The sequence below is a fragment of the Phycisphaerae bacterium genome, assembly GCA_019636475.1.
GTDB lineage: Bacteria > Planctomycetota > Phycisphaerae > UBA1845 > UTPLA1 > JADJRI01.
In genome coordinates, this window is record JAHBXN010000002.1 from 296,601 (window position 1) to 308,916 (window position 12,316).

General features: G+C 59.1%; 12 protein-coding genes. 5 read left to right on the top strand and 7 right to left on the bottom strand.

The window, feature by feature from the left end; translation table 11 throughout:
• The first annotated feature begins 62 nt into the window (after positions 1–62).
• Positions 63–641, top strand: coding sequence for an isochorismatase family protein (locus tag KF841_04265; GenBank protein ID MBX3394564.1), 579 nt, complete (start codon positions 63–65; stop codon positions 639–641).
• Here KF841_04265 and KF841_04270 read toward each other — a convergent pair.
• From KF841_04270 to queG, 7 genes are all read right to left on the bottom strand, one after another.
• Positions 625–2,346, bottom strand: a complete 1,722-nt coding sequence (locus KF841_04270; protein MBX3394565.1) for a response regulator — start codon at positions 2,344–2,346, stop codon at positions 625–627. The genes KF841_04265 and KF841_04270 overlap by 17 nt on opposite strands.
• Before the next feature lie 273 nt (positions 2,347–2,619).
• Positions 2,620–3,396 carry a DNA repair protein RecO gene (gene recO / locus KF841_04275; GenBank protein MBX3394566.1) on the bottom strand — a complete coding sequence of 259 codons (777 nt, stop codon included), beginning with the start codon at positions 3,394–3,396 and terminating at the stop codon, positions 2,620–2,622.
• 37 nt (positions 3,397–3,433) lie between these two features.
• Positions 3,434–4,693 carry an HlyC/CorC family transporter gene (locus tag KF841_04280; GenBank protein ID MBX3394567.1) on the bottom strand — a complete coding sequence of 420 codons (1,260 nt, stop codon included), beginning with the start codon at positions 4,691–4,693 and terminating at the stop codon, positions 3,434–3,436.
• 9 nt (positions 4,694–4,702) lie between these two features.
• Positions 4,703–5,458 (bottom strand): hypothetical protein, encoded by a 756-nt coding sequence (locus tag KF841_04285; protein MBX3394568.1) that lies wholly within the window; start codon positions 5,456–5,458, stop codon positions 4,703–4,705.
• A complete protein-coding gene (gene ybeY / locus KF841_04290) occupies positions 5,455–6,012 on the bottom strand; it encodes an rRNA maturation RNase YbeY (GenBank protein ID MBX3394569.1) in 558 nt (185 codons plus the stop codon). The genes KF841_04285 and ybeY overlap by 4 nt, the downstream gene beginning before the upstream one ends.
• Positions 6,009–8,303, bottom strand: a complete 2,295-nt coding sequence (locus tag KF841_04295) for an HDIG domain-containing protein (protein ID MBX3394570.1) — start codon at positions 8,301–8,303, stop codon at positions 6,009–6,011. The genes ybeY and KF841_04295 overlap by 4 nt, the downstream gene beginning before the upstream one ends.
• Positions 8,304–8,653: 350 nt before the next feature.
• The gene (gene queG, locus KF841_04300; GenBank protein ID MBX3394571.1) at positions 8,654–9,664 is read right to left on the bottom strand and encodes a tRNA epoxyqueuosine(34) reductase QueG; all 1,011 of its coding nucleotides are present in this window, start codon (positions 9,662–9,664) and stop codon (positions 8,654–8,656) included.
• A gap of 69 nt (positions 9,665–9,733) precedes the next feature.
• Between queG and KF841_04305 the strand changes: the two genes are divergently transcribed.
• The 4 genes from KF841_04305 (at position 9,734) to KF841_04320 (ending at position 12,248) form a co-directional block, all read left to right on the top strand.
• Positions 9,734–10,186 carry a hypothetical protein gene (locus KF841_04305; GenBank protein MBX3394572.1) on the top strand — a complete coding sequence of 151 codons (453 nt, stop codon included), beginning with the start codon at positions 9,734–9,736 and terminating at the stop codon, positions 10,184–10,186.
• A 192-nt stretch (positions 10,187–10,378) separates the two neighbouring features.
• Entirely contained in the window at positions 10,379–10,552 is a 174-nt protein-coding gene (locus tag KF841_04310) for an Rdx family protein (protein ID MBX3394573.1), read from the top strand.
• A gap of 155 nt (positions 10,553–10,707) precedes the next feature.
• Positions 10,708–11,313: a hypothetical protein gene (locus tag KF841_04315; GenBank protein ID MBX3394574.1), complete on the top strand. Its 606-nt coding sequence runs from the start codon at positions 10,708–10,710 to the stop codon at positions 11,311–11,313.
• Complete coding sequence (locus KF841_04320; protein ID MBX3394575.1) at positions 11,310–12,248, top strand: hypothetical protein; 939 nt, start codon at positions 11,310–11,312, stop codon at positions 12,246–12,248. Before KF841_04315 ends, KF841_04320 begins: the two co-directional genes overlap by 4 nt.
• Positions 12,249–12,316 lie beyond the last annotated feature (68 nt).

The window sequence follows — 12,316 nt, forward strand, 5'->3', positions numbered from 1 at the left end:
CTAGAGTACGGCCGCAGGACCAGCCCCCGACTACGGGAATGCACCCCAAAGGAGCCGCCGACATGTTCCAGTCCGACGCACGGTCCATCGAAGCGTCATCCTCCGTCCTCGTTGTGATCGACGTGCAGAAGAAGATGACCGCCGCCATCAACAGCGATCCGCCCGAGGAGATCATCGCTCGAATCGAAAAGTTGGTTCGGGCCGCCGCCATTCTGGAGATACCGATCCTATGCACCGAGCAGTATCCAGCCGGCCTCGGCGAAACGGATGACGGGCTGCGGTCCACCCTTGCAACGGCGGGCGCCCGCCGGGATCCGATCATCAAGAACACATGCAGTTGCTGGCGGGACGAGACGTTTCGCCTGGCACTTCAACAGTCTGGTCGCGAACATGTGATTCTGGCGGGCATGGAGACTCACGTCTGCATTCAGCAAACCGCCCTGGACCTGCTCCGCGTGGACTATGCAACCTTTATCGCAGCCGACGCGTGCGGATCACGACGGCTGCGTGATGCCACGATCGCGCTCAATCGAATGGCATCAGCCGGTGCGGCCGTGACAAGCACCGAGTCGATCATTTTCGAGTGGATTGAGCGATGCGATCACCCGCGATTCAAGGACATCATCAAGCTGGTGAAGTGAGTGCGACCGTGGCCCCACCGTGCATCGAGGAGATTCCCGCGCGTTCACGATACTGCCGAAGCCGCTGCTGCTCGATCGGCAATGGGTCGGAATCGGTTGCGTCGGCAAGTTCTTTCGCGAGAAGTTCGAACTCAACCTCTACCTTCAGGAAAGCCTTGATGAGGTCCGGGTCGAAATGGCTGCCGGACTCACTGACGATGATCTCCAGCGCTTTTCTGTGAGACATCGCGTCCTTGTAGACGCGCTTGGTTGTGAGGGCGTCATACACATCCGCAATCGAAACGATGCGCGCCGCAAGCGGAATCTCATTACCCCGCTTGCCGCTCGGATAGCCGCTGCCATTAAACCATTCGTGGTGATTCTCCGCGATTTCCTCGGCCATCTTGAGAAAGCTGGAATCGGGTGACCGCTCCCGCAGAGATCGCAGCGTCTCGGCGCCAACGCGCGTATGCGTGCGCATGACGGCGATTTCCTCCATGTTGAGTTTGCCGGGTTTGAGCAGGATTGCGTCGGGAATCGCGACCTTGCCGATGTCATGCAACGGCGCCGCCCGCTCCAGATTGTGCATGAACTCGGCGTCGATCATTGAGGCATGAACCGGGCTGTTCTTCAGTTCCTTCGCGATGCGCATGCAATAGCGCGTCACGCGATCGAGATGCGTCCCGGTGTCGTCATCCCGATGTTCCGCCAGTTTCGCAAGCGCCACGACGATTGAATCTCTTGCCTCATCGCGCGCCTTGCGGGAGCGGTTACTCTGTATCGCGGTCGCCGCATAGTTGGTCAATAGATTAATGAAGCCCTGTTCGGAGACATCGAACGGACGAGTACCGATACGGGCCGTGAGATTCAAGACTCCGACGATCTTCTCAGATGCCCGCATCGGCGTCGACAACATCGGCAGCCCTTCGAAGATCCGTACATCCCCCGGATCAAGTGTCGCCGCCGCGTCCTGCTGACTGTTGATCAGCACCGGCTGACCCGACGCAAAGACTCGACCGGCGATTGATCGACCGATCTCCATCCGTACGTTCTTAACAACCTGGTCCGGGATTCCCATCGCAGCGGCGATGATAAGATGCTCCTCGTTCTGATCCGGCAGCATGATCGAAACCCGCTGACACGTCGTCATCTCCGCGCTGACTTCGATTGTCTTCTGGAGAATCGAGTGCAGATCCTCCTTGTGTGAGAGCGCCATGCTGAAGTCGAGCAGCAGGCTCAACGAGCGGGTTTGTTCTCCCAACAAAGCCCGGCCTTCCTGCATGGCCCTCCACGCTCGACGAAGCCGTGTCAGTGATCGGAGCCGAAGATTAAACTCTCTCTCGCGAATCGGCTTCTCGATATACCCGTCGGCGCCGGCTTCGAGCCCTTCCAGAACGATCGGCGCGTCGGCATCGCCCGTCAGCATGATGATCGGAACATCCTCGCTGGCGGGCGTCGAACGCAATCGGCTCGTGGTCTGAAGCCCGTCGAGCCCCGGCATGTTCAAGTCAACAAGCACTACGTCAGGCTTGAAGTCCTCAAAACAATCGACGGCGGCGTGCCCGTCAGATACTTCATGAACCAGCCATCCTTGCGCTTCGAGCAACTGACGGCAGACCGCGCGTATCGACTCGTCATCGTCGACGACGAGCGCCACCGGCGACGCATCGACTGACAGTGCATGAGAAAGAATCGACGCGATGGATGTATCGATGTGCGAATGCACGAACCGCTTGCCTCAGTTCCATGCCCAAAGTGCCATCCCCAAAACCTGCCTCAAAGATCGGACAGCTTGTGCAGGCCGATGAGTATCTTCCTCTATTAATTGAACTTAGTGACCCAAACCGCGCGACATGCGTCTTAATTCGCCCCCAAAAGGGCATCCGGCCCGACCCGGTCGGACTCCGGACCGAGGCGCGGCGCTCACGAGCGTATTGTGCTTTTCGGACCTTCTGCGGGCCGTGCGGCCTTGCTCCGGCGCCCCAACATAATCGGACAGTCACTGGGGCTTCATACCGATAGCGGCGCGGAATGGACCGGACAATTTCGCCGGCCGGGACATAATCTCACGCAGGTGATAATCCAGCAGATCAAACGCCTGCATCAGATCAGCACGAGCGACCGGTTGCGAACGCCCGCCGCCGGTCTCATCGGACGCCTCAATCACGAGAAGTTGTCGAAGCGACAAGGCGTCGATTCGTCGCTTCTCGACCATCGCCGGTTCGCAATCGCGGCAGATGACACCGCCCTGTCGCGAACTGAAGTAGATCATCGAATCGCCCAAGACCTCTCGCCCGCAGTTGGTGCAACGGAGCCATTGTGGACGAAGTCCGACCTCACGAAGCAGTACGAGCAGGAACTCGATGAGTGACGCAAGCGGATCATGGCCCGCGAAGCGCCTCATCAATTCGACCAACCCATCAAAAAGCACCGAATGCGCGTCGTGGACTTCCGTTAGTTGGGAAGTCACCTCAGCCGCATACTGCGCTGCATAAAGCCGTGCCAGATCGCCGCGAAGATGCGGAAACGAATCAATCTGCCGCCATTCCGTCAGAACCCCGAGAACCTCGGCCTTGTTCGGATTGGACGAGTAAACGAGTTGGCCCAGCTCAAGCAGATCGACACCCACGGCCACGCGCGATCTGGTGCCGCGCTTGATGCCCTTGGCGATGAGCCGCTCTTGTCCGTGTTCACGGGTGAAGACGGCGATGACCTGCGAGGTCTCGCTGTAATCCAGCCGCCTCAACACAATCGCCATGTCTTTCTGAAGGCTCAATCCCGTTTTCTCGCAGGTCCTGAATTCCGCTCCGACGTCATTCGCCGACAGCCGACGGTTCGGGCAGGTGGACACGGACTTTTTCGATGCTTCGATCGCACGCTGCAAGCACTTCTATTCGCACGTCGCCCTCGTCGGCCACATCGCCGATGGCCGGAATCCGGCCCAGCTTACTGAAAATATAACCAGCAATCGTGTCATACGAATCATCAACGGGCAGTTCGATTTCGAGCGATTCGTTAAGGTCCTCGACGCGAACCCGCGCTTCGACATCGACGGTGCGTTCGTCGATTCGGGAAATCGGCGGCGAGGGCGGTTCCTCGTGTTCGTCGGCGATGTCGCCGATCAATTCCTCCATGATGTCCTCGAGCGTCACAAGTCCGGCGGTCCCGCCATATTCGTCCAGCACGATCGCAATATGCACCCGATTGATCTGAAACTCCCGGAGAAGTGAGGACAGGTCCTTCGTTTCCGGAACGAACATGACCGTTCGCATTGTCCGGCGAATTTCAAAAGCAAGGGAGTCCGTAATCTGCAGCATATCCTTCGCATAGAGCATGCCGATTACATGATCGAGTGACTCTTCGTAGACCGGTATGCGGGAATGCCCCTCGCTCAGCAGTTTCTCGCGAACCTCCGCGAATCCGGCCGAGACATCGACCCCGACGATGTCCGTCCGAGGCGTCATGACCTCGCCCACTGACTTCTCATCGAGCGACAGCGCCGATTTGATGATCTCCTTCTCCGCCGGATTCATCATGCCGCTCACTTCGCCCTGGGTCACGGCATCCATGATCTCCAGTTCAATCTGCTGATTGCGATCCACGGCATCCTTCGGCGCCCCAGACAGCCGGCGAATGATCTCGTCGACAACATTCACCATGGATAGAATCGGCCGCATGAATCGCCGTAGAAAGTCGAGCGGCCGAATCACCGCACATAGGAATCTGTCGCCGGTGTAGTGCGCCCATCCGACCGGCACGCCGACGCCGAAACAGAGGATCCAGGCTGCGCCCGACACCGCCACCATGACCCAGCGCGCCGCCGGCGGGTTGATGTCCGAAGTGGAATTCACCAGCAAAATCGCGAAAGCCACGTGCACGGCCTGCTGCAGAATCAGCACTGATCGCGTGTATTGACGGCGCAGCCGAAAGAACCGATCAATGATCTTATCGCTTTCGGCGCAGTCCATCACATCCGAGAGCTTCGTGCGCGACGCACCGCGAACCGACGCGACCGCCGTCCCGAAGAATATCGATAACGCCGTCAACAAAATGGCCAGCAAGGCAATTAACAAGTCAGATTCTCATTCCACATCCGGGGATGCCGCCGATTCAGCAACTCGAAAACGGATCGACGCGGTTCGAACCGAAGACGAATGACGAACCGGTCGATCAATCGGTTCTCCACTCGCATCGAAGATCATCGACGCACGATCGATTTCGGTCGCGTCGCGACTGCCGCCGGGATGTTCCACCAATCCGGCGCACGCAAAGGGCATGCCCAGACGCTTCAATGTGACGCCCAGTGCCGCCGCTCGCTTCGGATTCATGACGGCCTTCGCGCCGAATGTCGCGATCACAAGCCCGGCCCCACCTCTGGCGGCGTTCTCCCACGCTGCCAATCGATCAATTCCGGCGTCCCCCATCAATGCGATTCGTCCGAAAATTGTGTCAGTCATCTGGCAAGCGGGCACGTCCTTCAAACCGGTCGCAGCCGCGTCGATCGCACTTCGGTGTGCAGCAATCATGTCACCATCGGAATCCAGCAGGATCGTTGCAGCGATTATCCGGTCGCCTTCACGCGCCGCCATTCCAAATGAAACAAAAACCCCCCAACTACGGCCGCGCTGTCCGATGGCGGCGGACGTCTGGCCGATGATTCGCTCGATGTGCTCCGAATTCCCCGCGCGCACACGATCGAGGTCCGCAAACGCCGGCAGCACGATCAAATCCGGTGCGGGATCCAGTTCCGCCGCAATATCGATTGACGTCAACGCGCCCTGGAGCATCGCGGTGCGCGAGCCGCAGCGGGCATCCAGTTCCACCACGGCGATGTTCATTTCGCTCCCTCACGCCGGCCGCCGCGGCGCTTCGAAGGTCGCCGGCCGGTCTCACCCGACGAGAAGACGGCGCCCCAGCCAAGCTTTGCCAGAATCCGGTCTTCCGCCGCGTGCATTCGCTTGTACTCCGCCGCCGAATGGTCGTCATGACCGCACAGGTGCAGACAACCATGCACGACATAAAGAAGCAGCTCGGCCCGCCAGTCGCCGCCATGTTCGCGCGCCGCTCGGCGCGCCTCCGGCAGACAGACGAGAATCTCGCCGTCCACGCGGCGTCCGATCGGCTCGTCGCGCAGATCGAAGGTGAGCACGTCCGTCGTCGTGCCGTCATTCATCCAGCGAAAGTGCTGCCGTTTCATCTCGGCGTCACCGATAATCGTAATGTGAACCCGGCCGCGCGCGTATCGCTGAGACGTCAATGTGGCAACGGCCGCATCGCGAATATCGCCAAGCAGACCCTTCGGCGCGTTCATAACGGTCACGATCAGATCGGCTGGTTCGCGAGGCTGCGTGGATCCGGCCCGGGCCGGTGAAGTTCGCCGTCTGGCGCTCATGCGGTGCGAACCTGCGGTGCGTCGTTGGAATCCGACTGTTTTGGATAGGCAATGCGCCCATGGTGAATGGCGCGAAGGCTGCGAACAAGGCTCTGTTCGACCTTGGCGAGTTCCTTCAAGGTGATCTCACAGTCGTCAAACTGTCCATCCATCAGGCGTGCCATGGCAATGTCATGCACCACGGCCTCGATTCGGCCCGGCGTCGGTTCCTGCAAAGACCGCACAGCGCCTTCGACTCCGTCGCAGAGCATGAGTATCGCAGTCTCTCGCGATCGCGGCTTGGGACCGGGATAGCGGAACTCCGTATCACTGATCTCCCGGCCGCGGATGCCCGACGCCTTCGCCTCCTGCGTCGCCATGTGATGGAAATACTTGACAAGCGTGGTGCCGTGATGCTCCGCAATGAATGGGTGCAACACGGGCGGCAGCCCATGCTCGCGGGCCAGCGCGATCCCGTCCTTCACATGCGCGAGAATCACGAGCAGACTCATCGTCGGCGCAAGGCCCTGATGCGCGTTGATCCGCGCCTCCTGATTCTCCACGAAATAGTTTGGTTTGCAGGTCTTCCCGATATCGTGGTAATACGCACCGACCCGAACCAGAAGCCCGTTCGCGCCGATCTCCTCCGCGGCCGATTCCGCCATGCTGCCCAGCAAATGGCTGTGCTGCCACGTCCCCGGCGCCTTCTCAATCAACTGCCGCAGCAGCGGCCGGCTGGTGTCGGCCCACTCCAGCAACGTCTGGCTCGTCGTCACTTTGAAAGCCCGCTCAATCAGCGGCAAGAGAACCTGCACCATGCTCAGCCCGGCCATGGCGGCGATGGCGGCATAGAGCGGATCACCGAAGAAGTTCACCTCGCCGTCATTCAAATACACCAGAAACGTACTCAGATACGCGGACACGGACGCCGCCGCGCCGACTTCCAGCATCTTCATCCGGGTACGGATTTCGCGGAGCATCAGTATCGTCACGACGATGACGGAGATCAGAACAACCATCATGCCGTACGGCGTGCCCAGCATCAATGACGTGATCAGCGCCAGCGCCCCGGCAACCCCCAATGCGAAAAGCTGCGAATAGGCGATGGCCAGTACGCCCGCGGTCATTGCAACGGGAAGTACGCACCAGATCGGCGAATCCGCAACGCGAATCAGTATAAACCGCTCGGCGAACATCACGCCGAGCAGAAGCGCGCCCAATCCGACCGCGCGCGGCAGCTTTTCAGCGATTCGAGGCTGCGTGCGAATCGTGAATGCCGAGAGACCAACCGTGACCAGAAAGATTATTCCCGCCAGGCCCAGCCGCCTGTTCCGCCACTGTCGCTGAAGTATGGGGTCCTTCCCGCGCTGTTTCAGATACTCCTCGTGCTCGGCCTTCAAGAGCGAAAGCGATTCTTCGGTGATCTTGTCAGGTCGGAGCAGGCGATCGCCGACGGCGTACACCACCTTGACCGGCTCGACGTTTCCTGCTTCTTCAATTCGTAATCGAGTCTGCGCCGCATCGAACACATAGGCCGGCGTGAACTGGCTCTGGCCTTCCGGCGAAATCGTTCGAGCGACAATCAATCGAAAAATCGGCTGCACGCGGCGAACGCCGTAGAACACACGACCGGCGATCCGCTCCGAAGTGGCATCCACCTGCTCTTTATTGATTGCATAGGTCAGCTTCGTCGTCGGGACCTGACGGTAATTGCCCGATCCATCCCCCAGTATCACATAATCAGCCGTGCTGCGGATCTCGCGGTCCACCCGGTCCCGCTCAATCAGATTTTCTTCAAGCAGCAGCTTGGTGAGGCGGTCAAGATTCTGTTTGTAAGGATCACCCGACGAGGTGTCGGCCGTCGTTTTCAGTTCGGCGAAAGAATCCGCATCCAAAGGCCACCGCGCCGCATGCTGCGCAAGAAAAGATTCAAGGCTCTCGGCGGCTTTCACCGCCGCTCGCAACTCTCGAAACTCAGTCAGAATCGCTTCAACCAGCGACGTGTTGAATCGGAAGTAATTCGGAACGGCGTGCTGAGAATCCAGCCGGAGCTTTTCGGTCGCCAGTTCATCCACCCGCGCGAACGAGACACGCGACAGAACCGGTTGCTTCAGAACCTTCCCGACTGAATATGGCAGCGGCTCGTCACCGACAACCATGATGATCGTGGCACAGAGCCAGAATACGATCGCAACCGCCAACGGCCACCTAAGTGCCGAACGGAGGCGAATCGACCAACGTCCGGCGCCGTTGCCCAGCTTGCGACGATTGTCAGCTGTCCGACCGGCGCGGGCATTTCCGAAGTTCAGCATTCTAATACTCGCCGGTTTCGGCGAGTCCCAAGCCAGGGGCTTCTCACGCAACCGCCGCATGGGCGGAAGGATTCCGCCTTGCCGCTGCGTGCGGGGATGTCCGCATCCCCATGCCCGTCATTCAACGCTCTATCGCCCTCGATTCAGCAGCGGCTGACCAATTTCAACAAAGTATGTGGACAGCATGCTGATAAGAAAGTCTTAATGTTGCAAGAGTATAGCGGCGAACGCATCCAGGTTCCAACCACACAAACAACTGCCAACAATAAGGTTATAATCTGAATTCGCGTTGCACCAGGCTTCTCGATCGTCACCCGCTCACCAAGCGACCGACCGATAACGAGTCAGATTTATCCTGATGGATCGCGCTGCTTATGAATCAGCGACGCATTTCGCTTCCACATGTCCAATCGCGCCCGCCCGGTCGCTCGGCCCGCGACCGCCCTCTCATACGCCGCCCGATCCCACGAATCGATATCCGATAACCGGGGAAACGCCGCATCGACGCTGGCCTCCTGACTCGGCGGTCGAAAACGCAGCTCGTGACTCTCAGGCGCATGCCGGTTGTGCGGGCAGACGTCCTGACAGACATCACATCCGAACACCCAATCCCCTGTTCTCGTCGAGAGGGTCGGATCAATCTCACTCCGGTGCTCGATCGTCAGATACGAGATGCATCGGCTCGCATCCATAACGTACGGAGCGACAAAGGCCTGAGTCGGACAGGCCTCCAGACAGCGCGTGCATGTTCCGCAGTGATCGACCGCAGGCGAGTCCGGAGCAAGTTCAAGGTCAGTGATCAACTCTCCCAGAAAGAAGTAAGACCCGAGCGATTCGTGCATCACCAACGTGTTCTTGCCGATCCAGCCGACGCCCGACACCGCCGCCAACTCGCGTTCGAGGATGGCCGAGGTGTCGACGCAGGACTGAACCCGCGGCGCGATCGCCAAGTCAGCCGTATCCGGCGCGTCGATGAAAAATTCCGCCTGAATCCGCCCCGCCATGCGATCCAGCTTCTCGCGAATGACATCGTGGTAATCTTCGCCCCAGGCATACATCGCCACGCGGCCGCGCGGCTCGTCTATGGGTTTCTCGCGCGGCGCCTGACGATAGTTCAAAGCAACGACAATGATCGATCGCGCCCAGGGAAGCCACGAACGCACATCAATCCGCGATTCGACATGCCGATGAAGATAGCCCATCGTCCCGGCATAGCCGCGGGAAAGCCATTCACGAAGGAAATCTGCACGACCGATCGGGGAAGCGGTCGTCACGCCGCAGCGATCGAAGCCCAAATCGGCCGCAATTGCCTTAACCCGATTCGAACGGAAAACCGGCGAGTTCGGAGGTTCGTTTGACATGGACTACCCGACTTCCTAAATTGAGCCCGAATCGTAGCGGACGGATCGCGCCGCGTTCAAGGAAGGCACATGGTATTCAATTACGATTGGTGGAACTTCGGCGCCTATCAGGATCGGCTCCAGGAGGCCAAGCGTCGCTGCGCGAGCAATCATTTTCCTGATCTGCCGCCGGAAAAGGCCGAGAAGGACTCCCGCTATAAGAAGTTCTTCAAGGAGCTGGAAGCTCGCACCATCGTCTATCTGCGCGATGGATTTTCCTATGAGATCAAGGATATCGTCCAGCATCAATCCACTGAGACGCTGACGTTTGAGTGCATGGCCGCCGACGAGGCCTACAAGGTGGGGAGCTTCGTTGTGACGGTTCCATTTGAGGATATGGTGCGCGTCGAAGTCTTCGCGGTCCATCCGCATGAAAAACCCGAAGACATGCCCTCGATCAAGGGCTTCGCCAGTTCAACCGCTCCGCCAACACCTCAGAAACGCGTCGACGATCGCCCCGGCCGCCCTGAAGGGTCCGACTGATTGTCCTCGCTCGGCGAAGGTGGCCAAGCTGTGGGTCCGCCAGGTCGCGAACCCCCGCGCGCCATCCAACAAGGGCTTCGCGCGTTCATGCCAACGGATTTTTCCATTCTGGAGGGAAACATGACTCACATCACGATTACATATTGCGGCATGTGAAACTACGCTCCGCAAGCTGCCGGTCTGGTAGCGGAATTGGAGGCGAAGTTCGGAAAAGAGAATCTTCGAGCGGAAACGATCGTTGGATCAAAAGGTGTGTTTGATGTCGTCGTCAATGGCGACCTGATATACAGCAAACACCAAACCGGCACCTTCCCAAGACTTGGCGAGATTCCCTCCATCCTGCAGATGAAGGGCCTGGCCCCCTAGCGGCCGTTCGTCGCGCCGAGCGGCCGGAGCCTCCGGACACCGCCGCGATCAAGCGAACCGGTGCCATGCCACCGTCGAGGTGAAAATTCTCCACGGGACGCTAGAATTCCGCGAGGCCAGACCGATCTCTAACCCTGATCGAAGAAACACCATCTATGAGCGATTTCGAGATATCCCGACCGACCGGCAAATGCTGCGTGACCCAGGCGGCATTTGTCGAAGAGCAGGAATTTTTCACTGTCGTGGTCGAAACCGAATCAGGCCTTGAACGCCGCGACTACTCACTCGATGCGTGGACCGGACCGCCCGATGGCGCGTTGTGCTATTACAAGACGCGCATGCCAAAGCGAGATCAACCCAAACGCCTGCTCGTTGATGACAGCGCGCTCGTGAGCTTCTTCAAGGCATTGGCGGACGCGTCCCACCCGACAAAGCAACGATTTCGATTCGTGCTGGCACTCATACTCCTCCGCAAGAGATTGCTGAAGTACGAACGCACAATCCGCGAAAACGACACGGAAATCTGGGAAATGCGGCTCGTGCGCGAAAAAACCAGTCATCGGGTCCATAATCCGGTGCTTCGAGAAGATGAAATCGCAGCTGTCAGCGCCGAGCTTGGCTCAATCCTTCACGGGTTCGCCGTCGAGGCCATCGAATCAGAATCGACTGCACCCGTTGATGACTCGCCCTCCAATGAAGCGACGGATCGACTTTCCTGCGATCAGGAAATGGAACCGTCGCCGGAAGGGACATTGATATGAGCAGCATTCGACAAACATCGACATCCAATCGCACTCTCGGTCGTGCCGGCGGATGCGCCGGCTTGCTCCTGGGCATGGTTTTCTTTCTCGGAGCCGCTTGCAATCCTCCCGAGGGCGGCCCCGTCCGCCAGAGCGGCAGACAAAAGCCCTCGCGAAATCTCAGCGAAATCGTCAGCACCATCGAGGAAAATGCGTCGCGACTCGATCGGGCCCTGTGGTCCAAGTCCGTTCGAGTCACCGCGCGCATCGCCGATCGAAAAGGCAAGGAGCATGTCTATTCCTTCGACGGCAGCCTGCTGTTCCGCCATCCGCGCTCGCTCAACATGAGCATGCGCCACGGGCTGGGCGGGAACACGGTGATGCAGGTCGGCTCAAACGATGGAGAGTATTGGGCCTGGATCGAGCCGGAGATACAACAGATGTGGTGGGGACATCACAGTAACTCCGGTCGCGATTGCGTGGAGCGCATCTCATTCCGCCCGGAGCAAATGGTTGCAGCGCTGGGCATCGGCGGCCTGCCCACCGGCGATCCCAACTTGTCGGGACCGACACTCGAAGCGGGCAAACAGTACGACATTATTAACTATACGTCGCCGTCCGTCGGCGGCGATTCTTATGTCTCGCGGCAGTACTACGTCGATCGGAGACCGCCCTATCAGGTTCGCCTGATCGCCGCGCTCGACCACCGTGGACGCAAGACGATGACCGCTTACCTGGACGACTACAAACCCACTTGGAACGGCGGCCCGGTCGTGCCGAGCGGCATCAGCATCTTCTGGCCTGAGGAAGGCGGAAAGTTCACGATCAAACTGAACGGCGTCACAGGCAAGTCGGACGGCGAAATCTCCAACTCAGCGTTCATCAGACCGCAAGGCGACCAACTGCCGGCCCGCGTTCGCTCGAACATCGTACAAATTGACGCCGCCTGCAATTAAGCCGGGAACGGGCTGCCCGGCTCCGAAACTGAATCGCGATCTTCGTTTTTCAAGAAACCATCAATTCG

What these genes read in the sequence shown, in the direction of transcription:
- KF841_04265 (MBX3394564.1), top strand. Translation starts at nt 63, where the DNA reads ATGTTCCAGTCCGACGCACGGTCCATCGAAGCGTCATCCTCCGTCCTC.
- queG (MBX3394571.1), bottom strand. Translation starts at nt 9,664, where the DNA reads ATGTCAAACGAACCTCCGAACTCGCCGGTTTTCCGTTCGAATCGGGTT.
- KF841_04305 (MBX3394572.1), top strand. Translation starts at nt 9,734, where the DNA reads ATGGTATTCAATTACGATTGGTGGAACTTCGGCGCCTATCAGGATCGG.
- KF841_04320 (MBX3394575.1), top strand. Translation starts at nt 11,310, where the DNA reads ATGAGCAGCATTCGACAAACATCGACATCCAATCGCACTCTCGGTCGT.
- ybeY (MBX3394569.1), bottom strand. Translation starts at nt 6,012, where the DNA reads ATGAGCGCCAGACGGCGAACTTCACCGGCCCGGGCCGGATCCACGCAG.
- KF841_04285 (MBX3394568.1), bottom strand. Translation starts at nt 5,458, where the DNA reads ATGAACATCGCCGTGGTGGAACTGGATGCCCGCTGCGGCTCGCGCACC.
- KF841_04315 (MBX3394574.1), top strand. Translation starts at nt 10,708, where the DNA reads ATGAGCGATTTCGAGATATCCCGACCGACCGGCAAATGCTGCGTGACC.
- KF841_04295 (MBX3394570.1), bottom strand. Translation starts at nt 8,303, where the DNA reads ATGCTGAACTTCGGAAATGCCCGCGCCGGTCGGACAGCTGACAATCGT.